The organism is Paraburkholderia solitsugae (assembly GCF_013177695.1).
GTDB classification, from domain to species: domain Bacteria; phylum Pseudomonadota; class Gammaproteobacteria; order Burkholderiales; family Burkholderiaceae; genus Paraburkholderia; species Paraburkholderia solitsugae.
Genome location: NZ_WOEY01000188.1, coordinates 1 through 26,514 on the forward strand (window position 1 = coordinate 1; position 26,514 = coordinate 26,514).

A 26,514-nucleotide genomic window follows, 5' to 3' on the forward strand; every position below is an offset into this window, starting at 1 on the left:
AACCTCGTGAAGCTAAGCCTCAAAGATACCGCTGCGCCCGCTGCGTGGAATGCCGTCCTGTCGGCTCGATAAGACATCCTTAGCTATACGAAACACATCGACCCGACAGCCTATTTGCACCAGAGCCACACTGACCAGCACGCAGCGACGTTGGCTCAAGCGACGCCAGGCGATTGAACCGATCATCGGCCACGTGAAGCACGACCACGGTATGCGTCGCTGCTGGCTCAAAGGACACACCGGCGATGCGCTGCATGCCGTGCTGTGCGCCACGGGCTACAACCTGCGCTGGCTGTTGCGCGCGATTGTTCGCCTGGGTCTGGGGCCCATCTTTTTTGTCCTCGCCTGGCTGCATTCGATCGCCGATGTCCTGTCGCATCCGCTGCTTGCGCACCGGGAACGCTTCCGGCGGGCTAACCGTCCCGCTCCGACAAAATACCCGATCGGCGTCGTGCGTCAAGCAAACTGAATTTTGCAGGCCAGACTAATGGGAGCAATCCGTCATGTGTGTGAAAAATGTGGGAAGTGAGGCCCGAATACGGGAAAAAATCACCTCGAAGGCCGTCAAATTCCTTCGGCTATCTGAAAATTGCAATCTGTCTCGTCAGTTATGCCAACGACAGGCTCATTGATCAGCGTTTCCATAACGGCACAGCGATGGCGTGAAGCGTGTCAGGCATCGTGACGCATTCGCTAACTGACACGCCCGGGCTTAGCCCGCGTGTTGGCGTGGTGTTGTCAGCCGTCAGGCGATTTTTCGCTCATGGGAGAGTTGCAACTTTACGTCAATTGCCCGCAAACCGTTGCCCCTTAAGCCTCACCATTGCGGCATTTTTCTGAAATCGAAAAGTCTCAACTTTAGTAGCAAATTCGTACCAACTTTACTTCGTTTGACACCGGGCGACTGCCTCCGGCGACTCACTCCCGAGGGGGAATCCCTCGGGCTTACTGTCGACCATCTATTAGTTTCCAGGTAGTTTCAGGGAGGCCGTCGCGCACCACGTCCAGCCGGAGTCGCCCCGTCCTTGCCGCGCACAGTAGAGCTTGCCACCGAAGACGGCGAGCGCAGGCGAGGACGACAGGCCAAACGCGTTGTCATCATTGGGTAATAGCGCGTCGGCGGACCAGTTGGTGCCGTCGAACGTCGCGCACCACGCCCAGCCGGAGTCGCCCCGTCCTTGCCGCACGCAGTAGAGCTTGCCGCCGAAGGAGGCGAGCGCAGGCGAGGACGACAGGCCAAACGCGTTGTCATCATTGGGTAATAGCCCGTCGGCGGACCAGTTGGTGCCATCGAACGTCGCGCACCACGCCCAGCCGGAGTCGCCCCGTCCTTGCCGCACACAGTAGAGCTTGCCGCCGAAGACGGCGAGCGCAGGCGAGGACGACAGGCCATAGGCGTTGTGATCATTGGGCAATAGCGCGTTGGCGGACCAGTTGGTGCCATCGAACGTCGAACACCACGCCCAGCCGGAGTCGTCCCGTCCTTGCCGCACGCAGTAGAGCTTGCCGCCGAAGGAGACGAGCGCAGGCGAGGACGACAGGCCAAAGGCGTCGTCGCCATTGGGCAGGAGCGCGTCTTTGGACCAGTTGGTGCCATCGAAAGTCGAACACCACGCCCAGCCGGAGTCGTCCCGTCCTTGCCGCACGCAGTACAGCTTGCCGTCGAAGACGGCGAGCGCAGGCGAGGACGACAGGCCATAGGCGTTGTTATCATTGGGTAATAGCGCGTCTTTGGACCAGTTGGTGCCGTCGAAAGTCGCGCACCACGCCCAGCCGGAGTCGCCCCGTCCTTGCCGCACGCAGTAGAGCTTGCCGTCGAAGACGGCGAGCGCAGGCGAGGACGACAGGCCATAGGCATTGTCATCAGTGGGCAATAGCGCGTCGTCGGACCACGTCACATCTACGGTATAGAACGCGTCATAAGCGTAGTCCGAGAATGGAGCGTTGATCACGCTGCTAACGGTGGCGCCTGGCACGCCGGGCTGAGTCGGCGGCATGACCGTATTGGGATCCATCCCCGGCGCGCGGATTGGAACGTTCGGGTAGAGCTCTTGCCACTGCGCCCAGATTCGATCGACGTTCGCGTGATGAAGCCAGAAAACCGGCTCGTTTACCGAGTTCGGGACCGAAGCCATCTGTCCGCCGACCCAAACGTGCATTCTCCCGTGGGGTCCGAATTCAAGGTTCGAACGGAACGTATCGTACTGATCGGATGAATACAGTCGGAGAACGTCCTCTTTGTTTGTAACCGGCTGCCCACTTCCGCCGAGATTCCTGACGAGTGCGTCGCCGAAGGCACCATCAGGAGAGATCGTGATCCATTGTGAAGGCACAAACGGCCCGGTGTGTATCGGATTTCCCGTGCCGCCCATCATTTCCTGGCCCCACAGCTTGCCGATCTGGCCCGGACTGGAGACATCATTGGTCCAATCCCAGTACGGAAGTCCGAAGCTCGAATCACCAATTTCATTTTGGAGAAGAGTCTCGAAACGGCGTAGCAACGCCCGATGCCATGGTAAGAACATCGGCGTTCCGTGAACTTTCCGTATGTTGTCGTAGTGAAGAAGCACAAGTCGGTTATATTCACCCGATCTTTTGACTCTCTTTATCGCATCAATGAACGTATTAATTTCTATGGGCGAAAGCGAATATATGTTCCTGCGAACTATCATGGCAATTCCCCTGAAAGCGAGCTGAGTTGATGACCTCGTCTTAAATAAATTTTCTTATAGGAAAGTCGAGCAGATACGTGCGAATCAAGGATTTGCAGAAGCCTGTTTTGGATCCAGTCGGCTGGTTCGAACTGGCGACTGCTCGAAACCCGTTGTCGCCAATGCCTGCCGCTGTGCCGCTAAAAGACCATCAAAGGTTGTGGATTCCAAGACGGCTTACATGGAATATTTTTAATATCAATCAATTAAAAATAAGACTAATTTTCCGAAGTGTTCTTGATGGAGATTCGAAATGCGAGATTTAGTTTGTCAATCGAACTGGTGTCGTCGTGGTTCCCTTTGTATTCTCCAACTTGAAACCGCATCGCCCACTCTGTCGAGTTATCGTATGGCAGGAGCTTCCAATTTTGGCAAACCGTTGCACAAATTTTTTTGGATAATCACCCCGCAGATCGTTACGAACGGCAACGAAATAATCATATGAATCGTATGCGTGTCACGCAATGTCGAATTCATAGGTACTTTCCCCTATCCTGGCGTGTTGCACCAATGCCGTTGGGTTTCGTCAGCGACGCTGTATGTCGGTACGTGCATTTGAAACCGGCCGTGTTTGCATTGCCGCGAGAACACCCCACACCTTCGGACCGGATCATCCCATGTCTTTTATATATGTAAGGGCCCTATCACACATAGGTGAGAATCTGATCCGCAACCTGACGACTCGCCTTGCTGAGCGCGGTTACCAGTTTTTTTCCTGCCGTGAGTCCTCCACCAACATTTTGACTCTTCGTACTACGACTAGGTATTGACCCTAATGTACGGAGTCGATGATGGTCGCCATCCCGCTTTCAGATGAGGACTGGTCCCGCATCTCACACCTGTTCACCGAGGACACGGTGCCCCGGTTCGGGCGACCACGACGGGCTGCACGCGAAGTGCTCGACGCCGTGCTGTGGGTCATCGTGAATGGCGAAAAATGGCACCACCTTCCGCCAGCCTTTCCGCCCCAGCAAACGTGCTACATATCTGAGATGGAGGAAATGGGGCATCATGGACGAGGTATTCCGGGAGTTGGGAATCACCCGCCTCTCGTGATTGCCGACATTGAGCGATCAAATGGCGCGCGTGCAAAAGTTGGGGAGGCCGATTTCGTCAAGTCGTCCGTGCTTGCCTCAGCGTTGCCGGATCTGCACTTTAGTCGGTCCGCGTTGGCGTAGCGCCGCTGCCCCGGCTCTGGTGCAAATAGCGGAGGTTGTCGAGCAAGTTGGTTTTGATAGGATGCCTCACTGAGCCGAGAGCACCGCATTCCAAACCGCAGGCACAGCGATATCCTTGAGGCGCAGTTGGGTGAGGCTAAATTGTCCTTTGCGAATGCGATGCATCAATTCAATGCCCGCCAGCGTGATCGTGGCGTTCTTGAATTGCTTGAAACCAAGCATGACGTTCGTCCTTGACTTGATGTTGCGATGGTCTTGCTCGACTTGGTTGTTCAGGTACTTCGAGGACCGGACCTTGGTGTCTTCGGGAAGCACGCCGTCTTCCTTCATCTCACGAACCGCGCGATGCGAAGCCGCGGAGCCATCGAGAGTGATGGTTTTCGGCGGCTGGCCCTGATGCTTGATGGCCTTCTTGAAAAATGTTTTTGCTGCAGCCACGTCGCGTTTGGCGCGGAGCATGAAGTCTACTGTCTGGCCTGCCCGATCCACCGCTCGATAAAGGTAGACCTATTTGCCACGCAGCTTGATATACGTCTCATCGACACGCCAGGACTGACCGGTGGGCGTGCCAAAACGGTTCCAGCGTTTGACGAATTCGGGCGAATAGCGCTTCGCCCAACGCAAGATCGTGGTGTGCGCCAGCGACAGTCCTCGCTCGGCCATCATTTCCACCAGATCTCGCAGGCTGAGCTTGTAGCGCAGGTACCAGCGAACACACAGGATGATCACCTCGCGATCAAAGTGGCGCTCCGCGAACAACTCCTCCAGACTCTTAAACTTACTCATCGTCGGCTCTCAAATTCGTTCGGACCGAGACTGTAACCGTTTCGACCACGCTATTTGCACCAGAGCCTATGGGATGTCCTTTATCAACTATAGGAGAGACCATGTTGGCTGATGCCCTCGCGCTCACCCTGGTCCCCGGACGGCGCGAGCTGACCGTGTTCAGCCCGCGCTGCCAGACGGAACTGCAACAGCTCCATGACCAGCTGCAAGCCGGCGGCATTCGGGCCGAGGCGGTCACGTTCCGCACCGCGGATGGCACCGGGCTGACCGGCGCATTCGTGATTCCGCTCGCGCAGGCGACCGGCGCTGCGCTACCGGAGGTAGGCGTCAGCTGGCTGCACGGGAGCGCCGGCCGCACGCTGCGCACGGCGATTGGCGGCATCGAGGCCGCGGCCCGCACGCCGGACCGTCACGCAGTTCCTGCAGCAGGCCCGGGCTCTCCAGAGCAGCCAGACGAGGCCCGCAGGTGCCGCGCCGGCGCATGACTGAGGCCCTGCTGCACCGGCGGTCGCCGGACCCGTTGCCCGCACTGGTGACCTGCGCCGGCGTGCGCGATTGCGCAGATGGTGTTTTCGTTTGCACGCGTCGGCGCGGCGCTGGCGATGTGCTGCCGCACGCCGGGAATTTACCTTTCTCAATAAATGGGTGCGCAGCGAAAACTGGCATATAGTATTCGTACAACAAATGGTCAACAGCCGTACCAGAAAGCGCAAACAAAAATCCGGAGGTGGCCTATGGAAACGTTGATCGAAGTGGGGGTCGCGCATATTGCGCGGATGATGGGGCCGTCGCTGGTTGGCAGCCCGTACGGCCGTATACTGCCTGCGCAATACTGGCGCTGGCCGCTTCCACAGGCTCCTGGACCGCACCTGACGCGGTTCCGGCTTTGCGCGCTGGACGGCCTGTTGCTGCAATTGTGTGCATTTGAAGCCAGCGTTAAGAGCCGGCCGTCAGTAACGGGTGAACGGACATCAGGGCGATCCCGCACCGCCGTTGCGAAGACGCTGGCAGGGCGAGAAGCACAGGGACCGTTAGTTCCGACGGAAGGCTTCATCGGCCTCACTGGTCAATGAAATCTGAGCGCCGCATACGATCGACTGTCGCCATGCCGCTATAGACGAAGGAAGGCCGCAGTTGGACCGGTCTCACGAGTTCGTGGCGTTTTTCCAAAAGGGGTTCAACATGCGACTTTTTGACGCCGGGGCGACGCGTCGCCGCCGCGCGGCCGAGAGCAGCGAACTCACCGGCGCGCAGTTCGACGCGTTTTCGCGGCAGGTGCCGCTGCTCTATTTCATACTTTTGATCAATACCGGAGCAGTTGCTTACACGCATCTGGACGACTCGCCCAGATGGCTTTCGGTCTACGTACCAGGCGTCCTCGGTTCGATCGGCCTGACTCGCATCCTCGTGTGGCTCAGACGACGGGGCCGCCATCGACACCTGACAGACGGAGAGATCCGCCAACGGCTATCGGCAGCATCCTGGATTACCGCAATATTCGGGATAAGCTTTACAACCTGGGCTTTTGCACTCTACCCGTATGGCGACGCCGACGCGCACGTGCAGATCGCGTTCTCGACGGCGATCACCGTCATTGGCTGCATCTTCTGCCTCATGCATCTGCGCAGGGCCGCGCTATTGCTGACGGTAATCATGGTCGTCCCATTCACGATATTCTTCGTGCGCACCCAGAATTCGATTCTGATGACCATCGCACTGAACATGGTATTCGTCACGATCGCGATCATCGTGATGATGCTAGTGCATTACCGCGACTTCGCGAACCTGATTGAATCCAGAAAAACCCTGCAGGATCTCAGCGACGCCAACTTGAGGCTGGCAAAGCTGGATACGCTAACCGGATTGACGAACCGCCGGTCGTTCCTCGAACAGCTCGAAGGACTCTGCCGCGAGATGGCCGGCGGCTGTCGGACATTCGCGGTCGGCGTGATCGACCTCGACGGGTTCAAGCAGGTCAATGACCTCCATGGGCATCAAACCGGCGATCAGGTACTCGAGGAGGTCGGCAAACGGCTGATGAGGCTGCAATCCGCCGAGTGTACGTTCGCTCGCCTGGGCGGCGACGAATTCGGACTGCTGGTGAGGAACGAGAACCAAATCGAGAGCCTGCTGACGCTCGGAGGAAAAATCTCCAGGGTGCTGAAAGAGCCGTATCGCTGCGCGGGTGCAAATATCAGGTTGTCCGCATCGCTGGGCATCGCGCAGTTTCCGGTTGCCGCGACGACGCCGCATCAACTGTTCGAGCGGGCGGATCACGCCCTGTATCAAGCCAAAGAACACCGGCGCGGTGGTACCACGATTTTTTCCGGCGAGATCGAAAGCGCGATACGCCGGGCGAGCATGATCGAGCAGTTGCTCCGCGAGGCGGACCTGGATCGCGAGATGACCCTCCACTACCAACCCATCATCGACGTGACAAATCGCCGCGTCGTGTCGTTCGAGGCCTTGGCACGCTGGCGAAGCAGTATATTGGGCGACGTTCCGCCGTCGGAATTTATACCAGTCGCAGAGCGCAGCGATCTTGTCCATGCGATCACACTGATGCTGCTCGGCAAGGTGCTCGGCGCCTTGCAGATGGCTGAACCGTGCGTTCGTGTGTCGTTCAATCTGTCGGCCCGCGACCTGAACTCGCCCGATACGATTCTTGCGATCATAGACATGATCCGACGCAGCGCCGTCTCGCCCGCGCGCCTAACGATCGAGATTACCGAAACCGCGGTGATTCGCGATTTCAATCAGGCGCGACACGCGTTGAGCGAGCTCAAACAGTTCGGCGTCCACCTCTCGCTCGACGACTTCGGTACGGGCTTTTCGAGTTTGCATTGCATCCATCGGTTGCCGCTCGACAAGGTAAAGATTGACCGTAGTTTCGTGCGGGAAATCGACTTCGATGCGGGCGCGCAGAACATCGTGCGAAGCATCGTCAGTATGTGCCGAAGTTTGAGGCTGACGTGCGTGGTCGAAGGAGTGGAAACCGAGGCGCAATCGACCGTGCTGCGCAAACTGGGTTGCAACGTCATGCAGGGCTATCTGTTCGGTCGTCCGGCTCCTGTGCTCAATGACCCTATCAACGCGTGGTCCTGGCGAGGCGATGAGGCTAACTCGGGAGATATGGCTGGCGAATTACATCGCTGATTTACGACCGGCTGCCTTGCGCAAGCTGAAATTTACAAGGGATACTCCATCTGGGGGCACGCCATTCTCCAGCAGATGGATATCCTTGAACCTGAACGGTACGCGGCGAGTGGAACAATCACGCAGCACACAAAGGTCATCGAGACGTCGGGTATCCTTGGCAGTTTTGAGACTGAAGAGGATGCTCGACAGGCCGGGCTTGCCTGGGCGCGCGCCTGGGTCGATAGCCATGGTTGACGCGATCCGCACCCGTTAGATTTCGAGACAGCACGTAGGTTGAAGTTAGCGACCACCCAATTTTGCGTTGTCCGGGACGCTTCCTCAAACGCGGCGGTCGCAGCCGCGTGAAGTTGCTACAGTGCATCGCGCACAGTGGGATGTTCAGCCCTGGCACCGATAGCGCCAGCGGCCTCAATCATATCGACACACCGCCAATGCGCGGCTGCATCCCTCATCGATAACGCGACCGGCTGCACGACGTCCTTTGTCAGACGTGCGCGGTTGAGCAGTCGAACGCGCAGCTAGCCAGCTACGGTTAATAGTGGTGGTAGTAGCCGCCTGCAGGCACCACGATGCAGCCGCCCAGCATGGTTCCAAGACATACGGCCATCAGCATCAACGCAAAGATTCTTTTCATAACGTGCCTCACTTACCAGTCGTGAACGCACTATATTGGGCCAGCAGATTACCTGTGTTTTTGTGTGTAACCAGACGTGAAATCTGAAACGTCTGCCATTACTCCACTGCCGATCTATCACTCGCACCCGATGCGGCGGTCGTGCTTTCTCTTCGCGTTCTTCACCGGTCTTGACCTGAATCGCCATTGCGCTGCGCCAGTTGCAGGAGGATGCCTGTGCGTCGACACCAGGCATTTCGGCGTGGTGGTCGCCGGCGGAGCCGGGACGGAGAGCTCAATGAGAACTTTGGCGGGGGCTGAGCGGCAGTCATAGACTCAGGCGGCGGCGAATGCGGCCTCGCCATGCGTCCGAACGAACGCCGGGGTTGAGCGAAATTCGGGTAATGCAGAAAATTAATTCGGGCTGTAATAAATATTTCGTAATGTCGAAGTATATGCGGGCGTCGCGGTAAGGCGCCAGTCTATAAATACAATATTCAAATATAAACAAGCCCGACGAAATCAAGGTGGTTGCATTTCGCTAATCAAGCCGTCGATTCAACATCTGGTGAGTTGACCGGATACTCTCCGGCCATCCCAGGCAAACCGCTGCGGGGTCGACGATGGTGTTGTGGGTGGCGCCGCACGGGCACGCGATGCAAAAGGCATTTGTCAGACAAAAACAGGATTAACAGACGAAGCGGCTGCTTTTATAAGGTGCATCCCCCATATTGCATTCGAAAATTTAACAGCTATGATGGCGTCTCCGCGATGCGTTTTCTCGAAGATCGCCTTACGGAGGCGGCAGAAATATTTCCCGGGCATTCACGCTGGAGGGGGTAAATAATACTTTCCGCGCAATAGACTAAATCGAGGAGACGATATGCTGAGTCCCCATGAATTCGCTACCTTAATGCTCATCAAGAACGCGCTGGATCAGATCGAACTGGGCCGCGCCGAGCTCGACGCCCTGCTCGAGCGGCAACTCATATCACTGGAAAATCTCGCGTCAGGACGCTCACGTCCTCAGATCACAAGCGAAGGAGATTCCGTTCTCAAGGCCGTTTCCCGGATGCGCTAGGCATCTGCGACATCCGTTTCGTTTTATCCACCATCACGGTCCGCCGCAACACACCCGTCCGATCGGGGCTTCGCGCGCCGGACCGAATTTTGAGGAATTCAACAATGACTCTTTCGAGTCCCGAGCATATTGCTGCCGCGAAGGCCAACGTCGACGCGTTTTTCGGGTTGACCGGAAAGATCTTTGAAGGCGTCGAAAAGCTGGCCGCTTTGAACCTGCAGGCCGTCAGGGCCACGCTGGCCGAGACGCGAGAGAACATGACAAAGGTGTCGGGCACGACGGAGCCGCAGCAATGGTTCTCGCTGCAAGCCGGTTTCATCGCACCCTTCGCGGAAAAATCACTGTCCTACGGGCGGCAGGTGTTCGACATCGCATCGACCACTCAGTCTGAAGTCACGCACCTCGCGCAGACGCACTACGAGCGGTATAACGATCGCGTGCAGGCGCTCGTCGAGGAAGCGGCGAAGCATGCTCCCACAGGTTCGGAAGCCGCGATCGCTGCGTGGAAATCCGCGATCGCCGCCACCGCGACCCTGTGCGAAACGCTGCAGAAAACGGGGCAACAGGCCGTGAAGATTGCCGAGAGTAATTTTGAAGCAGTCACCGCCACGGCGTCAAAGGCCGTGCGAAACAACGCCGGGCAGGCTCCCGTAGCCGTGGTCGCGAAGCGATAGAACCGACGCGGGCAGCGATGCCCGTGGTGAATTCTATGTGATACAGGTAGGAATGCTAATTGGAAACGATTTCAGTATCCAATTGATAGACTGAAATAGTGTTGCTCCAGACGGGCATGACGCCAGCTTTTATGAGGACGATTCGATGGAAAAGCAGATCGCGGTGGTGACGGGTGGAACGGGCGGACTTGGCGAAGCGATCAGCATCAAGCTGCATGACGCCGGGTATGCGGTGGTGGTCACCTGTTCGCCGGGCAACACCGGTGCGAACGAGTGGCTCGGCCGGATGGAGGCACCGGGACGGCAATTCCTCGCCTACACGGTCGACGTCGCCGACTACGACTCGTGCGAACGATGCATGGCGCAAATCAGAACGGAGGTCGGACCGGTCGACATCCTGATCAACAACGCCGGTATCACGCGAGACGCCAGTTTCAGGAAGCTCGACAAGATCAATTGGGACGCGGTCATCCGGACCAACCTCGATTCGGTGTTCAACATGACCAAGCCGGTGTGCGACAGCATGGTCGAGCGTGGCTGGGGCCGCATCATCAACGTGGCGTCGATCATCGGCTCCAAGGGCGGCTTCGGGCAGACCAACTATGCGGCGGCGAAGGCCGGCATGCATGGCTTCACGAAATCGCTGGCGCTCGAGGTGGCGAAGAAAGGCGTCACCGTCAACACGATCTCGCCGGGCTATATCGCGACGAAGATGGTGATGGCCGTGCCCGAGGAGATCCGCGAGACCAAGATCATTCCGCAGATTCCGGTCGGCCGGCTCGGGCAACCCGACGAAGTCGCCGCACTCGTGCTGTACCTGTGTTCGCGCGAAGCGGGTTTCGTGACCGGCGCGAACATTGCAATCAACGGAGGGCAACACCTGCAGTAAAGCCGGTCGTTCTGCAATGGAGGTTGCGATGAGTGAAGCAGTGGGAATCGTGATGGGTTCGTTCGTGCTGGCGATGGCACCCGTGTTCGTCGCCGCTCATTATTACCGGGAGCAGAGGCATCGAAAGCGGCTTGGACAGCTGGATCACCGTCACTACTGGCCGCGCTGGAACAACCCCCTGCGTTGAGCTGCTGCGCTCACACTCCTATGGTTGCAGTAGCGAGGGTGATCGCGTCGTTACCTTGACGCGTGGGTGCATGCGTTTCATCAGGAACCGCGCACTGGCAACGTCACGCAATGGCTGCCGTCGCTTCGTACGCCATGCGGTAAACATCAATTCGGGCGACGCTGAAACAGCGATATCTTGTGACTCGGCCGCCGCGTTCTCAGGCGCGGTGGCCGCCTTCGGATTCTGCTGGTCCTCTCAACCAGCAGAATCCCTTCGGCCAGGGCTTCAAAACCGCCCTGGCTTTTTTGTGCGCCCGACATGGGCGCACTCTCGTGGGTGCGAGCGATGTAAGATACCGACGATCTCAGTTCTCCGGATGCTTCCACATGCTTGGGTCGGTTGCGGAAGTTCGACGCGGGCTGGGTCCGACCCGAGCGGTTCGATGTCGAACTTCCGGGCTCCGCCATCAGGAGCCTTTCGATAACCCGGCGCAAATGGCCGCAACCCTATAGCGGACGGTCAGGCTTCCTGAATTCGTCGAACACCATAGATTCATCCTGGCAAAAGGCGGGCGCAGGCGTTAGTGAGGTGGTTGACTGAAAAGATCATCGACGATTTTTTGCGCAGCGCTATACCCACCTATCAGGGCATCGGCCTCCGTGGCGAACGGCCGCCCCCCGTCATCACCGAAACGCAGTGGTGAAAATAGCGCGAGGGCCGTACCCGCCCGAAGAATTCGGACCGTCGACACAAAGCCCGTTCCCTGGGTGAGACTGGCGATTCGCTCCCAACCAAAGTCTGCTTCGACGTCCACGACGATGGTGAACCCCTGATATTCAAAAGTCTGTGTCATTGGTTATTCGCTCTCCGTCTGCGTAAACGCGCGAATCGCATTCATTAAGGACTGTGGACGGATTGTTGCGGCGATTTTCGAATCGAAGAAAGAGATCAACGATCTCGCGAGTGGGTATGCTGGTTGACAAGGTTGCTACCTTTATCGGGCTGAACCAGTGACACTGGGAGATTTCGTTGCCGGGCTCGGGCGACGCGTCCCGCGCGAGGTCGACGGAAAAAACATGATGCCGTTTGTTCAGTCCGCCAAACTGGAACAGGTACGTCAAGCTGGCTTCAACAAGGCTCGTTTCCTCTTCCAGTTCGCGTCGAGCCGCTTCCAGCGGCGATTCGGACCGTTTGATTGTACCGCCGGGCAGCGACCATCGTGAGCGCGCTCGGGCGACCAGAAGCACCTTGCCGGCCCGTACGGATACGATTGTGGATCGATCTTTCATGTTCTTCAGTGTAAGAGGTGATGCGTCTGCGTTTCGATCCAATTGTGAACCGGCTTGGGGCTTTCAACGTGCAGAATAGCTCACCGGGGGACATCCGCATTTAGCAGTTCAAAAAATGACAAAAACCCCTGATCGGTTACGCCCGGCGATATGCTGAAAGCTGAAAAATCGAACTGATCAAGCCGGCGCGAAAACGACATGAAAACTCGCTCGCCACTTATCCTCTGCTTGCCGCTCGCGTTGTTCATTGCCGCCTGCTTGCTGTCCCTTCCCACTTTCGTGATTGCCGTTGTCTGGATGACGATCGGCGTGATGGCACTCGGACACCGCACCTTTGAAAGCTTTCCTTCAGCCGGTATCCGCCAGGAGTGGCTCCGGGGGTATCGCTCAGCGTTCGTGTGGTTCTATCACCTGGCGTGGTGGCCCTGGTACATGCGCACGTCTATCCGGGACACAGCCGGTCAGGTTGGAGCGGCGCTGCGTCGAACGAAGAAATCGCAGGGTAAGGGCCCGGATAGCCCGTCGGATCACCAGTCAAATGGTGATCGTGAGTAAACGCGGCGCGAAAAAAGACCGGCACGAGGCCGGCTTGAAAGGTCTAGCGTCCGAGTGAGCTAGAACCTGAGAGGCGTGCATTGTATGCGGAACAGATTATGAAACGCTTACGCCCAGAACGGCTTGCCCAGAGCCAGAGGCGCGACCAGCACGCGCCGTATGGCGGAATCAATTGAAGTCGCTGGCGTAATGGCGAACCGCCGAGTGGATGACCGCCAGCGCCTCTGCTGGGCGCTTGAGCAGGAGCAACGATTCAGCGATGCACAGACTGGAGTGCAACCGCGTCAGGTCGTAATTTGCGACCGTCAGGCGGACTTCCATCATCACCTTCCGAATCTCCGCCGAAAGCTGTTTGGGATCACCTGCGAGCGCGGGCGAGCGCAAGGCCAGTCCGTCTACCACGAACAGCAGATCATCACCAGTCAGCGGGATCTCAGAGGTGAGCATGGCGGAGCTCCGGCGGAGATAGATCCCTTCAGCTTAGACGACACCGGGGTAATTACGCAGTCGACAGCGCCGAAAGATGGGGACCGCACAAGCAGGTCCAAAAAAAGCGCCCGAGGAGGGGCGCCATAAAAAATGCCTCAACCCGGTTTCCGAGTCGGGGGGAGGCGAACCGATGCTACCCCTCGACCTTCCCAACCTGCTTTTAGGGAAGATACCTATAAAAATCATAGGTGCATCTCAGACCATCTGTATCAGTCTGGCAAAAAGGCGAGAGCGGCCATTAGCGAGGTGGTTGGCAGAAAAGATCATCGACGATTTTTTGCGCAGTGCTATGTCCACCCATCAGGGCGTCGGCCTCCGTGGCGAACGGCCGCCCCGGCATTGCCGAAACGCAGTGGTGAAAATAGCGCGAGGGTCGTATCCGCCCGAAGGAAGATGTCGAAAATCATGTATAAATATGGCGATCCCCAAGGCGGCATAAACCACCAGTTCACTTCCTCACAGCACGATGGGCAAACAGATAGACGATGTTCCTCTCGCGCGCCGCAGGGCGCTCGCTGCTGAACTCCTGTCGAAGGGTCACGGGATTAGCGACGTATGCAGGAAGGCCCGGCTGAGTCTTCCGACCGTGAGCAAATACAAGGACCTGATAGAAAGGGGGGGACCTGAGGCTCTTGCCCGCCTTCGTATTCACGGGAATGTCCCGCGACTGGATGATGCTTCGCAAAGCTGGCTCGTTAGCGCGATCAAGCACTCACCTGGACTTCACGGCTATCCAGGGCCGACCTGGACCATAAGCCAGTTGCGCGAACTGATCTTCCGGCGTTTGGGAGTCCAGTTTTCAGCTTCGCATGTGGGCCACCTTGTTCGGGGTTATGGCCTCGCATACCGACTCACCTATTCAACTTCAGAAAAGGCGTCACCTGCTACCGCTAGAAAATCGCAGGGTGACGTCCAGGCCGCGCGCCGAAAGACAGCTGCGAAAATGTTGCTGGATGGGGACAGTGCCGAGCGCGTCGCGAAAGAGCTCAGCATCAGCCTGCGCACCATTGAAAAATACAGATCAATGATAGTTGCTGGTGGGGTTAGGGCTGTTGAATAGCTCAGGTCATCCGGGCGCAAGGCTACCCTTGGCCCCGAAGCGCTTGAGTGGTTGAGGGCGACATTGGAGGGCAGCCCCATGGCCCACGGCTATGAAACGGAACTGTGGAGAAACGGGGATGTTCAAAAGCTGATCAGGGAGAAGTTCGGCGTTTACCATTCCAGTGGATACGTGAGAACCGTCATCGGGAAGCTCGGAATGGAGCACCGGATGCGATCGCCGAAGCAGCGCACGGAGAAGAAGCGTCTGGCGATCAATGACGAACCGCTGGCATGGGTTGCCGCGACGCTCAAGGAGTCACCTCGCGCACACGGCATAGAGGCGGATCACTGGACGAACGCGCGTTTGCGCACCGCGCTTCACCGTCGGGTCGGCGTCGATTATTCGCGCGGATATATCTGGGAAATTGCCACCCGGGCGGGGGTGGCAGACCTGCTGACGAGACTCCGTAGCTGATCAGTTCATTCTGGTCCTGGCCGCTTCGTCATGTGCGGACGCAGCAGCAGCGTGGAGCCGCTGCAATGCATCGCGAACAGCGTGCAACTCGTTTCTTACGCCGATGGCGCAAACGGCGTCGATCATGTCGACGCATACGGCCATGGCACGAGAACATCCTTCATCGATGGTCCGACAGGCTTCATAACGCTCAGCCGCAGATTTTGCCTGTGTATCATCCATAGGCCAGTCTCCTTTCACCTCATATGCATGATACCGGTCGAGCCTGGAGCCCCATTATGGACCTGGCTTGCGTAGAGGAAGTGTTTGCGTTGGTGGCGGAGCGGCTCACCCTGATTGGCCGCTGTGCTATGTTGTTTTGCAGCGGCAACATTGGGCGCGTTGGCCACCGCTGCATCGACCGTCTCTTTGCCGCAAGTGACGCCCTGCACCTTTTATTCGTCGCACAATTGTCCTGCGATGAACCGATCGAGGCGCTACGGTTGGCTCGCCGAACGGCGACAAGGAGCGACATGCCACGGACGCTGATCCCGTGGAATACAAGGCATCGACGATCATGCCTCTCGCCGCGGTTTCCATCCCAGGCTACGCAGCAACAGCGATAGTCACGCACCGGAATGGCAAACGCGAAACATCTGGTATTCCTGGTTACTTCGCATCCGGGAGCGCAGCATGCAGGTTTGCCATTGAATACGCAAAAGCCCATATCGACGGCCGGCGACGCCCGAGGCCGCCATTCTCCCTGAGGTAAGTCGGCACGGGGGGTGGCGCCAGCGAGGGCGGCGACGCCGGATGGCACGCGCGAATGCCGGAGAGATTCCGGATGCATAAAAAAAGCCGCAGACGTTGCTGCGGCCCGAAACACACACGCCGCGCACGGGGCGCTGACGTTGGTTCCATCCTACACATCCCTGTTTCCGACGCAATCAGGTGTCTCGTCTGAATATTTGCGAGAGGCCGCGTTGCCTCGTCTGCCGTGGAGCGGACCTGTGTCATCGCTGACGCAGGCGTTGCGGATTGGCTACAGCGTCCGTTACCCGGCGTCAGGATCATGTATCCGGACTTTCATCTGGCCGGGGTGTTCACCGGTAGACCGTCCTGCCGCGTCAGTGAACCAGCCTCCGTGCTGGCGAGGCTATCGTCGTGTGCATCGATCCACTCAATCGCCCATTGATGCGCAAGCTCGATCGCCTCATCTTCGTATTCGAACCAGGCAAGATTGCGTGCGATGTGCATTTCAGTGTCCGCATCATCGTCAGGCGACGCCCGGACGATCCGCGCATGCGCGAAGAACTGTCCAAGCGAAAACTCCGGGGTTGCGTCAATGACCCAACCGCGGTACTCGTACTTCATGATTACCTCCGATACCTGGTCAATCGGAATTCGAACAGACAAAGCATGGATTCATCAGGCGGTATTCGCTAAACCTCCAGTGGTGAATTGCCGGCGTCGGGGCCGGCGAGCAGGCAGCACGTTATCTTCGGGCCACAGTACTGTTATAGATCCGCGCCATTGCTTCTGCACGTCGGCAATTAAACGATGCCCTTCCAGGCAAACGGGGCCGCAGCGTCCATGCAGTCCAGCCGGAACACGACCCCTCGGAGGTGTGTTCCGGCAAGCAACGCATCTCAAACGAGACATTCGTGCGCGTAATAGAGGGCCCGGTTTAGCACGAAGGCGCTGAGTGGCTGATCATCAGCGAGCGTCTGCCTTCGAGAAAACCGGCTGTCCCCTGTGGGTCACGTGCCGCCGATCGCTGACTGTCAATCACCGACAAAGCTCGTCGCGTCATCAGCCAAAGCCTTCGGTCGGTAACCGTGTTGCGCGACCTTAAACATCGTCGGGTTCGAAACGGTGTACTCCTTCGCCGGTGCACCGGGCGAATCCAAACGATACCGCGACGTTGCGGAGATACATCGCCGCAGCGTCGTGATCGTCAAGGCAACTGAAGCATACCGGCCGGCGCGCCGGCGCGACTACGCCGCGATTCGGGCATGGCGGCCTTGAGCATTCGGGCGACACCGGAATGGTATGGGAACCTGCCCGGCAGTTTCAACGCCGTGAATCTGAAATTCGTTCGTCTCAATATCCAGCCCGATCATGGTAATCTCGCCATCGACGATTCCCTCAGATGAAAGAGCGACTCATCCTGGGACGTCGATACTGTCGCAGAGGTCGTCATCCCTATCACTGAAAATGATATTCCGACGGAGACCACACCCATGCTTATTGACTGGAAGTCGTTTCTTCCCAAAGTTAGCGGGTCCGTGAAAGAACTGGCCGAGGCCAGCCCGGAGACAATCGGGGGATACCGCCAGATTTGCACCGCCGACGCTCAAACGGGACACCTGGACGCTAAAACGCGCGAATTGATTTCGTTGGCGGTAGCTGTGACCACCCGCAGTGACGGATGCATCGCGAATCACACAAAGAAGGCGATCGACCTCGGCACGACTCGTGAGGAGATCGCCGAGGCGCTGGGCGTCGCCATTGCGATGAACGCTGGCGCTGCGGTCGCCTATTCCGGCCGGGTCATGGACGCTTTCTCGGCCTTCTCGACTAAGGAATAACTCGTCGCACAGCCGCCCGTTCGGGCGAGGTCGGCGGAGATAAACGCGCGGGCAAGCGCGACGACCGAGGCGAAGGGGAAATTCTGGTGATAGCGTGGAGGGCGCCCGCACCGGCCTTTCGATTGCGCATCCCGCACTCGTAACCAAGGCTTGTATTCTGCTCCCGTACGTTGCCCATAACCGTAGGGCAGCGTACGGAATAATGTCTCCCTGCGTCTCGAAGCGCCGAGCGCTGAAATCCGTCCCTGGTTCTGCATGCTCGCGCTGTATTGACTACCACTACCGCGTTCTCCGTTGCCGCCTATCCCAGCCAGGTCTGCTCCGGCTTCGGGGCGATGAAGTCAGTGGAACTGGAGAAACGCGATCCTCTCGTTGAGTTCGACTGGCGTAGTTTGTGCGTGAAGGTCTGTGCGATGTCGTCGTCCTTCTTGCGCTTCTTGCCAACGTCGCTGCCGGAAAAGACCGCGAAACTATGAAGCGGTTTTTCACTTTCCTGCGCCCATTCGGTAAGCGTCTGCGACAGCAGGGATAAACGCAGCGAGCGGCGATCGATTTGAGGTTAGCGTTCGATCCGGTTCGACCACGTACGGACATTCGACACCATCGCGCACATCGATTCCGGCCTCACTCCGGGTCATTGCCATTTCAGCGACAAAAAAAGGCAGCATAATAGTTGGGCCACGCTGCTCCAGCGCTGCTGTCGCGATTTGCAGGGATGTGATTTGGGTGGCTACCTTCAAACTCCAATCGAGGAACCAAATGAAATCTGGAAAATTGCTACTGGCCGCTTTGAGCTTGTGCGTTTGGCTGGGTGCGCTTTCTCCGCTAACCGCTCAAGCCGACCAACATCACCGCCATAAAGTCTGCCATTATGACCATCACCACCATCGTACGTGCCATTGGGTGAACTAATTCGCAGCTGCCGTCGCCGCAGCAACGATTGGGCTGTGCGGCCATGCCGTCGCCCGAATTACTGGGTTCGCGAAATGGGAGCCGGTGCACCGTTCCTCTCGACGTCTGAGGATCGGAGGCGCCTCCGGTCGACCGCTTTCGGGGCACGCGATTGCCGCCTCGAATTTGCATGCCAGGGCTGCGTTCATCGGCACGTTTCGATGCCACTTGGTTGCGTCTGTATGGGGCGCGCTCGCCGTTGCAATTTATGACGGCAAGGCCACCAGGCGTCGTATCGACGCGAGCATGGTTTCGAAGGAAACGGGCTTTTGCCAAACATCATCCCAAACGGGTACACCGAAGGTAATTTCGTGTTCAGCGGTGGCTAGCACCACAGGGATCCCCGCCAACTTCGGGTCGCGCTTCAGTTTAAGGCAAAACTCGATTCCATCCATGCCGGGCATTGATCTGTCCGTGATAACAAGGACGGGTACCGCGCCCCCCCGTGCGCCAGTTCGATCTGTCGATTCCGCTCAAGCGGTTCAATGGCCAGGCTTCGCCCGATACCGAAGATATGGGTTTCACGGAATTCATGCGGGTGCACCTCGCCGAAGCGTTTTCGCTTTCCGAAGATCCACCCGCGTGTGCTTATTGCGGCGACCGGCATACGCGGCTCCGGCAATCAGCGCGGTCTGGCCAAAGTGCGTCTGCCGGCCTTCCTGTGCCTGGCCTGCAAGCGCCAGTTCAATCGCCTGACCGGCACAGCACTGGCCAACATCAGCAAGCGCGAGCCGGTTTCGACACTCATGGCGTTCGCGGCCATGCTGTCGCAGCAGATGCCGTATGCCGCAGCAGCGCAAAAGCCTGGGCTTCATGCGATGGTCGTGTCGCGCTGGACCCAGCGGATGCGGGCCTGGCTGCTGCAACTCGATCCGACCGGTCACTGGGAGGCAAAGGTCCGGCTCGGGGTACGGCCACCCGACCCGGTCGCAAAGTGTCCGTCATGCGGTCATACGGGACCGGTCACCTTTCTCGGCTTCATCCCGGCCGAGGACGTGCACGGCGAACGCATGCGGCAGTGTCGCTGCGGCGCTTGCCGCAGGGTTTTCCGGTTCCTTCTGGAAGGGTTGGTCGAAGCACCTGCCTGGGATGTACGCGACTACGCGATGGTCGGCCACGGCGTGCTCCGGGCGGCGCATCGCGGCGTGTAATGCGCGATAAGGTTCGCCTCTGCCACGGTTTCTTCAGTGTGGAAACCACCGGTTCTATGAGCGCAAGGGGCTGCTGCTCGAGTCCGACAGGCCGTACGGTAGCATTTATCGCCACGGCGAAGCCGACGTCACAAAGATGCGGTTCGTTAAGTCCGCGCAGCGGCTAGGCTTCAGCGTCGACGAGATCGCCGACCTGCTCAGGCTGGAAGGCGGCACGCCTTGCGGTGAGGCGTGCAACCTCGCGGAACACAAGCTCAGGGACATACAGGACAAGCCCGCCGACCATGCAGCGCATGGAAGCCATACTGGCCCAACTCGTGTGCGCGTGCTATTCACGCAAGGGCAACGTGTCGTGCCCGTCGATTGCCTCATTGCAACGGCGCGAAGAACTGCGCGACACCGGCGCCGGGTAAGGGCCATTCCCTCCTGGCGAAAAAGTCCATTTCCTGAGGGCACCACGTATATGCTGGTCTGTAGCGCCCCGGTAGAACGATGCGACGCCGTGATTTTTGCTTCGGTCAACATTCTCGCGGCGTGCTGCCGTGAAGCGCATCTCGTTCCCGTTTATCCGATGACCCTCCTGCGTCGACGGAGAACGGGACGCAGGCAGGAGACAGCATGTGGTATGCGTGGCTTGAAGAGCAGCGTGACCTGATGCAGTCGCTCAGCAACTGGGCGATGCCCGGATGCGACGCCTGGACGCCGCCGGCGATGCCCTGTATGCCAGTCGCCGCTGCCGGCTATGACTGGCTGTACCGGCTCGTTCGACCGGCCCCCGCGCCACCGCCGTTCGGCATCGCTGAAGTAGCGGTCGGCGACCGGTTGGTGCCCGTTGTCGAACAGGTGGTCGACAGCACGCCGTTTTGCGCGCTGCGGCAATTCAGGCGCGCGCAGGCGCCCGTTGCACCCGGGCGCGGTCAGAGCCGCACGGTGCCACCGGACATCTTCCTCTGTGCGCCGCTCGCGGGACACCATGCGGTCATGCTGCGCGAAACGGTCGAAACGCTGCTGCAGGACGGTGATGTGTACGTCACCGACTGGGCCAACGCACGTGACGTACCGCTTGCCGCAGGTACCTTCGGACTCGACGACTATGTGCTCGCAGTCGAACGTTTTCTGCGAAAACTGGGCGGTGCGCGCACGCACGTTGTCGCCGTCTGTCAGGCCGCCGCGCCGACGCTTGCGGCTGCGGCATTACTCGCGAAGGCTGGCGAAGTTCCGCCGCTCAGCCTTACGCTGATGGGCGGGCCGATCGACACGCGCCTCAACCCGACTGCCGTCGACCGGTTGACGCAAAGCCACAGCCTCGACTGGTTTCGCGACACGGTGATCGACACAGTCCCGCCCCGCTATGCCGGTTCAGGCCGCGGGGTCTGTCCGGGCTTTATCCAGCATGCGGCGATCGTCGCCGCGCACCCGCACCGCCAGCTGGCACTCGAATCGCGCTACTGGTCGAGCCGCCTCTCAGGCGATGCGACGGCGATCGCGACCCGCCTGCGTGCACTGAACGAATACGCCGCGGTCCTCGACATGGCCGAGGATTATCTGCTCGACACGATCCGCGTGATCTTTCAGGAGCAGCACCTCGCGCGTGGGGCATGGCGTGTCGGCGGACGCCGTGTGCAGCCGCAGGACCTCGCATTCACGGCGCTCTGCACCGTCGAGGGTGACCGCGACGACATTACGGGAGCGGGCCAGACGCATGCCGCTCACACGCTGTGCAGTGCGATCCCGGAACAGAAGCGCTGCCGTCTGACGATATCGGATTGCGACCACTATGACCTCTTCACCGGTCCGAGGTGGCGTGAGACGATTTACCCCGCCGTTGTCCGCTTCTGGGCGTCGATGCGCTGACCGGGGCGCCCTTATAAATAAGCTCAAATCGCTGCTCTCGTGGCTGGCGAACCGCAAGGAGCGCCGATGGGGACGCGGGTAGAGGATGTTCGAAAAGGCGAGCGCCATCCTCTAATCAGCTGGACAGGGCCTGAACTGCGAGGCGACATCATCGCTCGCGAAAGCGGGCAGACTTCGCCCAGATTGAGATCTCCCGGTCCCAACCTGACGGATGCGTTAACCGTGCAGCCTGTCAAAAATCTGATGGTGGTCGTCCAGATGGTCCGGGAATTCTCTGTGGCCATTGTTCGGCTGTCTGGAGTGCGCGGCTTGTCGCGTGGCCCACAGGCCTCACACGGATGAGTTGGTAGCAGCGTGCGCGTGGTCAATCAGGATCGACGCGACCGGGATTGAACGGCGCAAGGCGTTCCTGGCGTTCGGGCACACGGACCTCCGTCTGCTGATGGAGTTGCGTACGGGCCCACTGCCCCGGTGCGGCGTGGTGTGCCGACGACTCTTACTCCTACAAGCGGCTCATCGGCTACCCACGAAATCCGCGGCTTCAATTCCGACACAGCAGCCCTTGAGCCCCAGCAGCGGGCTGTGCGACGCGCGGTCCCCGCATGCACTCGAACTTGAGGCACTTCGGGCAAACCGGGCGAAGCATGAATCCACCTTACGGGCGGAAGTCGATCAGGCAACCGCCCGGCTCGAACGTGTGCAAAAGCGCGTGATGATGCAGACGGAGGAAGCGCGCGAAGCGCAGCGGCGTGCCGAGGCCGCGCTCTCCCAAACCCAGCAGCGTAACCAACAGCTCGTCGGCGATGTCCAGCAAATATCCGCCGACGAGGATCGACGGCTCGCCGAGCGTCACGAAAAGCACAGGCGGTCGCCTCCGGCGATCTGACAAGCAGCATTCGGGTGCAGACCCGGGACGAGACCGGTCAACTTTTGCAATCCCTCAAGGACATGAATGAAAGCCTGACGAACATTGTTGGCGATGTGCGGACCGGCACGGACACGATTGCGACCGCGTCGACCCAGATTGCGGGTAGCAACCTGGATCTGTCCTCCCGCACGGAAGAACAGGCGAGTTCCCTCGAAGAGACCGTCGCTTCGATGCAGGAGCTGACGGGTACGGTCAAACAGAATGCCGACCATGCCGAGCAGGCGAACCGGTTGGCCGCATCGGCCTCAGACGTGGCAATCAAGGGCGGTTCAGTCATCGTGCAGGTGGTTGATACGATGGGCTCGATCAACGAGTCAGCCAACAGGATCGTCGATATCATCGGTGTCATCGACGGCATCGCCTTCCAGACCAATATCCTCGCCTTGTATGCCGCAGTAGAAGCGGCCCGCGCCGGGGAGCAGGGCAGAGGCTTCGCGGTGGTCGCAGCCGAAGTCAGAAACCTGGCGCAACGCTCCGCGGCAGCGGCCAAGGAAATCAAGACCCTGATTGGCGACTCGGTGGAGAAGGTCGATGCCGGCAGCAGACTGGTGGCGCGGGCCGGGGCCACCATGGACGAGATCGTGGCCAGTGTGCAGCGCGTCACCGACATCATGGGTGAGATCACCGCTGCCAGCCAGGCACAGAGCACCGGGCTCGGGCAGATCAACCAGGCCATGAGCCAGATGGACGAAGTGACGCAGCGCGGCGCTGGTCGAAGAAGCCGCTGCGGCGGCCCAATCGCTCGAAGAACAGGTGATGAAGCTGGACGAGATGGTTTCGGTTTTCAAGATCGCCGGCACGCAGCCATCTGAGTTACGAGTCGTTACTGCGCAAAACAGGCCTCGTCCGCAAGCACCCGAGGTTCGCACGACGCGTCCGCTAGAGGTCGCAAAGCCCAGCACGGCGCGGGCCATTGCCGCCCGCAGGAACGACACTGCCGCAGCGGACACGGCTGATGCGGATTGGCAAACATTCTGAGCGGGGCGGAGAAGTGAACAACATTGAAACGCTGCTGAAATCGGTGAGCGAGGTCGTGACCTCAAACACCACGGCAATTACTCGTCTTGGCGCGAAGGTTGTTGTCGTAAGCGCGTTTCTTGATGCAGTATTGCCCCACATCACGGCATTCGCTTCGGCATGGAATTGAAGACGCCATGGCGTTATTGGACGACGTGGCTTTGCCCGTAGAGTATCATGCGACGCTGCTCGAGCAGACGAGTCTCCTGTTAGCCGAGTTGAGCGTTAAACGTACAGGTTAGCTAACAATTCTGACAGCGAGCACACTCCATGAAAACGTTGACAAGGCTGATCATCCTTGGGGGCGAGGGTGTTGTCAAGTTGCCGGCTGTAGGTCAAATGTGCGCGACAAGAGTAGTTATCCTTATCAGATAACTGTATTGATTGCGGTGGAGACAGTCCAACTATGCCATGTGCCGAGGCGTTCATTTAGTATGGCGCGATCACATGCGCGTTCATCTGATGTCTGGGAAGCGCGAAGCGCTGACGGATCGGGCCGAGCATGAAAGAAGAGCCTTCATGCGACGCGCATTGCCAAAGCCACATCTGGCGTTCGAGCCTACGGGTTGGCTGGTGGCTGTTCTCGGCGCGGTTGTTTACGCGTGCAGCCGCTTTGACGAAAATGTGCTTTGCCTGGGCGAACTCGGAAAGATCAGCCTTCGCCGCTGGATAACTGCGCAGTGGGTCGGCAACGATTTTGCGCGGCACCGGGTTTGAACGCAGCACCCGGCGAAAGCAGCGCTCTGCTGTGGCCTTGTCGCGACGCGTTTGCACCAGGACATCGAGTACGGCGTCGTGCTCGTCGACCGCACGCGACGGCAGGCACGATTCGCCACGCAGCGTGACGAACATCTCGTCGAGGTGCTACGTGCTACCCGGCTTGCGGCGCGCTGCTTTTACCCGATGAGCAAAGCCCTTACCAAACTTGTCACACCGGCAATCGGATCGTTTCACATGTCACGGTTACACCGCGCTCGAAGAGCAGTTCCTCGATGTCGCGCAAGCTCAACTGGAATCGAAAATACCAGCGAACTGCGTGGCAGATGACCGATGCTGGGAAACGATGACCCCGACTTTACGGTTTGCAGGTTCAGATTGACCACCTTCTGGAAACTCGCGAAGACTTTGTTTGCCCAAGCAAACGATGCTCCCGCGTTGGCTCGTTGCGCCGCAGTGTCTTGATCTGGATTCCATAGATTCATTGGTTGCTCCGAGAGGGGCACGCTCAGGGACTATGTGAAGCATAGCCGTCATTTATTGATCTTGGCCTGCGCCGTGAGATTCTCGACGACGGCACGAATGCCCTCGTCGAACCGGTCCATTCCGGCTGAATCGCCTCTGCAATCGTGGCGAACAGAAAGGCTGACCTTCAGGCCGCCGCCGCATATGTTGTGCCGATCACTGTTCTGCCTCACGGGTTGCTCTGCGTCGAACCGGTCCAGTTGCAGTAGCAACGCATCGATCGAGCAGAACTGGCCTTTCGTCAGGCGATGCGAGTCGAGCAACCGATGGAGCCGCCAGCGCCAGTACTCCGACGGCAAAATCGGGCTACCGAGAAAACCGCACAACGATGCCCGGACCACGCGCGCAATGTGCGCGATAAGTGCACCTGGTAAAACGGTTTGACTTTCGCTAACCTGGCCGCCTCATGTTGCCGGGGTAGAGGATGAAGTGGACGCGGTGTGTCGTTGAACTGAGCGAAGCCGAGGAGGTGACGTTGCAGCAGTTGTCGATCAATCACAGGCATCGAGACACGCGCACGCGGGCAGCAGGCGTGTTGATGTTGGGGCGCGGATTCAAGCCCGGGGCGATAGCCGGACAGCTCGATGTGAGTGGGCAGACGGTTTACAACTGGTTCCACGCGTGGCGCGACAGCGGTGTTTGCGGCCTGATGGGCGGCCACAACGGTGGCCGTGCGCCGGCCCTGTCCGACGGGATGGTCGCCACGGCACTTGAAGTGGCACGGGCCGAGCCCCTGACCCTTGTCCAGATTGCCCAGCGCGTACAGGACGTTCACGGTGAGCCGCTGCCTTGTCGCATCGAAACGCTCGGCGAGGCGCTCAAGCGCGCCGGCTTTTCGTTCAAGCGCAACCGCTACGCGCTTAAAAAAGCGCAACGAAGAGGAATTCGAAATGAAGCGCGCCACGCTCGACAAGCTTCAGCTAGCCGCCCGCGATGGCCAGTGTCGTCTGTTCTATCTCGACGAGGCGGGCTTTTGCGCATCGCCACCCGTTCAGCGTAGCTGGTCACCACGTGGATTGCCTCATGCCATTGAGCCCAACCTTCATTGCCGCCGCAACGTCGTGGCCGCACTGAACTTCGCCGACAACAGCTTTGTGTACGCCGCGAGCGCCCGCACGGTTAAAGGCCCTGACATCGTTGGCTTTTTCGACACCCTGATCCGGCAGGGCGACGCCCGACCGACCGTGATCGTGCTCGACAATGCGAGCATCCATCACAGCATCGATCAGGACACACTGGACCGCTGGTTCATGGACCACAAGGCTCTCCTCTTCTATCTGCCGCCATACAGCCCCGAACTCAATCTGATCGAGATCGTCTGGAAGCACTTCAAGTATCGCTGGCGCCGCTTCCTCACCTGGACGAAGGAAACCATTGATGCGGAACTGGCGAAACTGCTCGACGGATACGGCACCCAATTTCAAGTCAATTTTTCGTGAACACTTATCGTCATCAATCAAGATATCCACGCCTGCCCCGGTCCATTCTCGTATTTGTCGGTGAACCGCATTTAGCCTCTTTTGAGTTTTGAGTGGGTAGGATTGGCGGGTCAAGGACGGGCGTAAGCCCGGCGAAGCGAATCCTTGAGGCGCCCAGAATTGATAAGCTGAGCCATGGCTGGTTGCGGCAGAATGCGGCAACCAGCCACGCAAGACAAAGCAACCATGACGAATCAACTGTTCGAATCCGCTC

General features: G+C 58.9%; 27 protein-coding genes and 5 pseudogenes. 22 read left to right on the forward strand and 10 right to left on the reverse strand.

The genetic code is table 11. The features are described 5' to 3' along the window. Nucleotides 1-127: 127 nt before the first annotated feature. Nucleotides 128-370: pseudogene (locus tag GNZ12_RS43305) on the forward strand (transposase); the annotation flags it as partial. A gap of 592 nt (nt 371-962) precedes the next feature. Here the strand turns inward: GNZ12_RS43305 and GNZ12_RS43310 are convergent. After that, complete coding sequence (locus GNZ12_RS43310) at nt 963-2,672, reverse strand: tyrosinase family protein (RefSeq protein WP_268959103.1); 1,710 nt, start codon at nt 2,670-2,672, stop codon at nt 963-965. Between the two features lie 827 nt (nt 2,673-3,499). Here GNZ12_RS43310 and GNZ12_RS43315 point away from each other — a divergent pair. Continuing rightward, on the forward strand, nt 3,500-3,889 hold the full coding sequence (locus tag GNZ12_RS43315; RefSeq protein ID WP_216673592.1) for a transposase: 390 nt from the start codon (nt 3,500-3,502) through the stop codon (nt 3,887-3,889). 66 nt (nt 3,890-3,955) lie between these two features. On the opposite strand, the pseudogene GNZ12_RS43320 reads toward GNZ12_RS43315, so the two are convergent. Beyond that, nucleotides 3,956-4,675: pseudogene (locus GNZ12_RS43320) on the reverse strand (IS6 family transposase). Nucleotides 4,676-4,776: 101 nt separating this feature from the next. Between GNZ12_RS43320 and GNZ12_RS43325 the strand changes: the two are divergent. From GNZ12_RS43325 to GNZ12_RS43360, 8 genes are all read left to right on the forward strand, one after another. Then, nucleotides 4,777-5,160 carry a hypothetical protein gene (locus GNZ12_RS43325; protein ID WP_172319075.1) on the forward strand — a complete coding sequence of 128 codons (384 nt, stop codon included), beginning with the start codon at nt 4,777-4,779 and terminating at the stop codon, nt 5,158-5,160. 249 nt (nt 5,161-5,409) lie between these two features. Then, a complete protein-coding gene (locus GNZ12_RS43330) occupies nt 5,410-5,748 on the forward strand; it encodes a hypothetical protein (protein WP_172319077.1) in 339 nt (112 codons plus the stop codon). A 109-nt stretch (nt 5,749-5,857) separates the two neighbouring features. Beyond that, nucleotides 5,858-7,831, forward strand: coding sequence for a putative bifunctional diguanylate cyclase/phosphodiesterase (locus GNZ12_RS43335; protein WP_172319079.1), 1,974 nt, complete (start codon nt 5,858-5,860; stop codon nt 7,829-7,831). Nucleotides 7,832-7,861: 30 nt separating this feature from the next. Beyond that, complete coding sequence (locus GNZ12_RS44900; protein WP_328806210.1) at nt 7,862-8,068, forward strand: hypothetical protein; 207 nt, start codon at nt 7,862-7,864, stop codon at nt 8,066-8,068. A 1,262-nt stretch (nt 8,069-9,330) separates the two neighbouring features. Next, a complete protein-coding gene (locus tag GNZ12_RS43345) occupies nt 9,331-9,528 on the forward strand; it encodes a hypothetical protein (protein WP_172319083.1) in 198 nt (65 codons plus the stop codon). 104 nt (nt 9,529-9,632) lie between these two features. Then, nucleotides 9,633-10,202 (forward strand): phasin family protein, encoded by a 570-nt coding sequence (locus GNZ12_RS43350; protein ID WP_172319085.1) that lies wholly within the window; start codon nt 9,633-9,635, stop codon nt 10,200-10,202. Nucleotides 10,203-10,347: 145 nt separating this feature from the next. Beyond that, entirely contained in the window at nt 10,348-11,091 is a 744-nt protein-coding gene (gene phbB / locus GNZ12_RS43355) for an acetoacetyl-CoA reductase (RefSeq protein ID WP_172319087.1), read from the forward strand. Nucleotides 11,092-11,119: 28 nt separating this feature from the next. Further along, complete coding sequence (locus tag GNZ12_RS43360; RefSeq protein ID WP_172319089.1) at nt 11,120-11,278, forward strand: hypothetical protein; 159 nt, start codon at nt 11,120-11,122, stop codon at nt 11,276-11,278. 562 nt (nt 11,279-11,840) lie between these two features. Here the strand turns inward: GNZ12_RS43360 and GNZ12_RS43365 are convergent. Continuing rightward, nucleotides 11,841-12,113: a hypothetical protein gene (locus GNZ12_RS43365; protein WP_172319091.1), complete on the reverse strand. Its 273-nt coding sequence runs from the start codon at nt 12,111-12,113 to the stop codon at nt 11,841-11,843. Further along, the gene (locus GNZ12_RS43370; RefSeq protein WP_172319093.1) at nt 12,097-12,549 is read right to left on the reverse strand and encodes an NUDIX domain-containing protein; all 453 of its coding nucleotides are present in this window, start codon (nt 12,547-12,549) and stop codon (nt 12,097-12,099) included. Before GNZ12_RS43370 ends, GNZ12_RS43365 begins: the two co-directional genes overlap by 17 nt. Nucleotides 12,550-12,747: 198 nt before the next feature. Here GNZ12_RS43370 and GNZ12_RS43375 point away from each other — a divergent pair, with 198 nt between their 5' ends. After that, entirely contained in the window at nt 12,748-13,104 is a 357-nt protein-coding gene (locus GNZ12_RS43375; protein WP_074290557.1) for a hypothetical protein, read from the forward strand. Nucleotides 13,105-13,272: 168 nt separating this feature from the next. Here GNZ12_RS43375 and GNZ12_RS43380 read toward each other — a convergent pair whose 3' ends face one another. Further along, nucleotides 13,273-13,551, reverse strand: a complete 279-nt coding sequence (locus GNZ12_RS43380) for a hypothetical protein (RefSeq protein ID WP_074290556.1) — start codon at nt 13,549-13,551, stop codon at nt 13,273-13,275. Between the two features lie 508 nt (nt 13,552-14,059). Between GNZ12_RS43380 and GNZ12_RS43385 the strand changes: the two genes are divergently transcribed. Then, nucleotides 14,060-14,653: a helix-turn-helix domain-containing protein gene (locus GNZ12_RS43385; protein ID WP_172319095.1), complete on the forward strand. Its 594-nt coding sequence runs from the start codon at nt 14,060-14,062 to the stop codon at nt 14,651-14,653. Nucleotides 14,654-14,731: 78 nt separating this feature from the next. Continuing rightward, nucleotides 14,732-15,109, forward strand: coding sequence for a hypothetical protein (locus GNZ12_RS43390; protein ID WP_172319097.1), 378 nt, complete (start codon nt 14,732-14,734; stop codon nt 15,107-15,109). A 1,065-nt stretch (nt 15,110-16,174) separates the two neighbouring features. Here the strand turns inward: GNZ12_RS43390 and GNZ12_RS43395 are convergent. After that, a complete protein-coding gene (locus GNZ12_RS43395; RefSeq protein ID WP_172319098.1) occupies nt 16,175-16,462 on the reverse strand; it encodes a hypothetical protein in 288 nt (95 codons plus the stop codon). 869 nt (nt 16,463-17,331) lie between these two features. On the opposite strand from GNZ12_RS43395, the gene GNZ12_RS43400 reads away from it, so the two are divergent. Beyond that, complete coding sequence (locus tag GNZ12_RS43400) at nt 17,332-17,679, forward strand: carboxymuconolactone decarboxylase family protein (protein WP_172319100.1); 348 nt, start codon at nt 17,332-17,334, stop codon at nt 17,677-17,679. Between the two features lie 759 nt (nt 17,680-18,438). Beyond that, a complete protein-coding gene (locus tag GNZ12_RS44905) occupies nt 18,439-18,591 on the forward strand; it encodes an HHHH-motif protein (RefSeq protein WP_235994095.1) in 153 nt (50 codons plus the stop codon). Nucleotides 18,592-18,836: 245 nt separating this feature from the next. Here the strand turns inward: GNZ12_RS44905 and GNZ12_RS43405 are convergent, their stop codons facing one another. After that, a complete protein-coding gene (locus tag GNZ12_RS43405; RefSeq protein ID WP_328806211.1) occupies nt 18,837-19,049 on the reverse strand; it encodes a response regulator in 213 nt (70 codons plus the stop codon). A 165-nt stretch (nt 19,050-19,214) separates the two neighbouring features. Between GNZ12_RS43405 and GNZ12_RS43410 the strand changes: the two genes are divergently transcribed. The 3 genes and pseudogenes from GNZ12_RS43410 to phaZ all read left to right on the forward strand — a co-directional run bounded on the left by GNZ12_RS43410 (nt 19,215) and on the right by phaZ (nt 21,635). After that, nucleotides 19,215-19,781, forward strand: coding sequence for a DUF746 domain-containing protein (locus GNZ12_RS43410; protein WP_172319104.1), 567 nt, complete (start codon nt 19,215-19,217; stop codon nt 19,779-19,781). Nucleotides 19,782-19,830: 49 nt separating this feature from the next. After that, nucleotides 19,831-20,194: pseudogene (locus GNZ12_RS43415) on the forward strand (MerR family DNA-binding protein); the annotation flags it as partial. A gap of 205 nt (nt 20,195-20,399) precedes the next feature. Beyond that, nucleotides 20,400-21,635 (forward strand): polyhydroxyalkanoate depolymerase, encoded by a 1,236-nt coding sequence (gene phaZ, locus GNZ12_RS43420; RefSeq protein WP_172319106.1) that lies wholly within the window; start codon nt 20,400-20,402, stop codon nt 21,633-21,635. Nucleotides 21,636-22,290: 655 nt separating this feature from the next. Here the strand turns inward: phaZ and GNZ12_RS43425 are convergent. Beyond that, complete coding sequence (locus GNZ12_RS43425) at nt 22,291-22,497, reverse strand: hypothetical protein (protein ID WP_172319108.1); 207 nt, start codon at nt 22,495-22,497, stop codon at nt 22,291-22,293. Here GNZ12_RS43425 and GNZ12_RS43430 point away from each other — a divergent pair. Together GNZ12_RS43430 and GNZ12_RS43435 are read left to right on the forward strand one after the other, a co-directional pair. After that, a pseudogene (locus GNZ12_RS43430) lies at nt 22,494-23,541 on the forward strand (methyl-accepting chemotaxis protein); the annotation flags it as partial. The gene GNZ12_RS43425 and the pseudogene GNZ12_RS43430 sit on opposite strands and share 4 nt — an antisense overlap. Nucleotides 23,542-23,554: 13 nt before the next feature. Then, the gene (locus GNZ12_RS43435) at nt 23,555-23,710 is read left to right on the forward strand and encodes a hypothetical protein (protein WP_172319110.1); all 156 of its coding nucleotides are present in this window, start codon (nt 23,555-23,557) and stop codon (nt 23,708-23,710) included. Nucleotides 23,711-23,947: 237 nt separating this feature from the next. Here GNZ12_RS43435 and GNZ12_RS43440 read toward each other — a convergent pair. Further along, nucleotides 23,948-24,625: pseudogene (locus tag GNZ12_RS43440) on the reverse strand (IS6 family transposase). A 205-nt stretch (nt 24,626-24,830) separates the two neighbouring features. After that, nucleotides 24,831-25,085: a hypothetical protein gene (locus GNZ12_RS44065; protein WP_216673593.1), complete on the reverse strand. Its 255-nt coding sequence runs from the start codon at nt 25,083-25,085 to the stop codon at nt 24,831-24,833. 212 nt (nt 25,086-25,297) lie between these two features. Here GNZ12_RS44065 and GNZ12_RS43450 point away from each other — a divergent pair, with 212 nt between their 5' ends. Continuing rightward, the gene (locus GNZ12_RS43450) at nt 25,298-25,822 is read left to right on the forward strand and encodes a helix-turn-helix domain-containing protein (protein WP_235994096.1); all 525 of its coding nucleotides are present in this window, start codon (nt 25,298-25,300) and stop codon (nt 25,820-25,822) included. Beyond that, a complete protein-coding gene (locus GNZ12_RS43455) occupies nt 25,713-26,261 on the forward strand; it encodes an IS630 family transposase (RefSeq protein WP_172319114.1) in 549 nt (182 codons plus the stop codon). The genes GNZ12_RS43450 and GNZ12_RS43455 overlap by 110 nt, the downstream gene beginning before the upstream one ends. Nucleotides 26,262-26,514: the final 253 nt, after the last annotated feature.

Bases quoted from the DNA above. Each gene is read 5' to 3' on its own strand.
- GNZ12_RS43330 (WP_172319077.1), top strand. From the start codon at position 5,410: ATGGAAACGTTGATCGAAGTGGGGGTCGCGCATATTGCGCGGATGATG.
- GNZ12_RS43360 (WP_172319089.1), top strand. From the start codon at position 11,120: ATGAGTGAAGCAGTGGGAATCGTGATGGGTTCGTTCGTGCTGGCGATG.
- phaZ (WP_172319106.1), top strand. From the start codon at position 20,400: ATGTGGTATGCGTGGCTTGAAGAGCAGCGTGACCTGATGCAGTCGCTC.
- GNZ12_RS43345 (WP_172319083.1), top strand. From the start codon at position 9,331: ATGCTGAGTCCCCATGAATTCGCTACCTTAATGCTCATCAAGAACGCG.
- GNZ12_RS43400 (WP_172319100.1), top strand. From the start codon at position 17,332: ATGCTTATTGACTGGAAGTCGTTTCTTCCCAAAGTTAGCGGGTCCGTG.
- GNZ12_RS43395 (WP_172319098.1), bottom strand. From the start codon at position 16,462: ATGAAGTACGAGTACCGCGGTTGGGTCATTGACGCAACCCCGGAGTTT.
- GNZ12_RS43385 (WP_172319095.1), top strand. From the start codon at position 14,060: ATGGGCAAACAGATAGACGATGTTCCTCTCGCGCGCCGCAGGGCGCTC.
- GNZ12_RS43350 (WP_172319085.1), top strand. From the start codon at position 9,633: ATGACTCTTTCGAGTCCCGAGCATATTGCTGCCGCGAAGGCCAACGTC.
- GNZ12_RS43325 (WP_172319075.1), top strand. From the start codon at position 4,777: ATGTTGGCTGATGCCCTCGCGCTCACCCTGGTCCCCGGACGGCGCGAG.
- GNZ12_RS43310 (WP_268959103.1), bottom strand. From the start codon at position 2,672: ATGATAGTTCGCAGGAACATATATTCGCTTTCGCCCATAGAAATTAAT.
- GNZ12_RS43390 (WP_172319097.1), top strand. From the start codon at position 14,732: ATGGCCCACGGCTATGAAACGGAACTGTGGAGAAACGGGGATGTTCAA.
- GNZ12_RS43335 (WP_172319079.1), top strand. From the start codon at position 5,858: ATGCGACTTTTTGACGCCGGGGCGACGCGTCGCCGCCGCGCGGCCGAG.
- GNZ12_RS43370 (WP_172319093.1), bottom strand. From the start codon at position 12,549: ATGAAAGATCGATCCACAATCGTATCCGTACGGGCCGGCAAGGTGCTT.
- GNZ12_RS43375 (WP_074290557.1), top strand. From the start codon at position 12,748: ATGAAAACTCGCTCGCCACTTATCCTCTGCTTGCCGCTCGCGTTGTTC.
- GNZ12_RS43315 (WP_216673592.1), top strand. From the start codon at position 3,500: ATGATGGTCGCCATCCCGCTTTCAGATGAGGACTGGTCCCGCATCTCA.
- GNZ12_RS44905 (WP_235994095.1), top strand. From the start codon at position 18,439: ATGAAATCTGGAAAATTGCTACTGGCCGCTTTGAGCTTGTGCGTTTGG.
- GNZ12_RS43380 (WP_074290556.1), bottom strand. From the start codon at position 13,551: ATGCTCACCTCTGAGATCCCGCTGACTGGTGATGATCTGCTGTTCGTG.
- GNZ12_RS43365 (WP_172319091.1), bottom strand. From the start codon at position 12,113: ATGACACAGACTTTTGAATATCAGGGGTTCACCATCGTCGTGGACGTC.
- GNZ12_RS43455 (WP_172319114.1), top strand. From the start codon at position 25,713: ATGAAGCGCGCCACGCTCGACAAGCTTCAGCTAGCCGCCCGCGATGGC.
- phbB (WP_172319087.1), top strand. From the start codon at position 10,348: ATGGAAAAGCAGATCGCGGTGGTGACGGGTGGAACGGGCGGACTTGGC.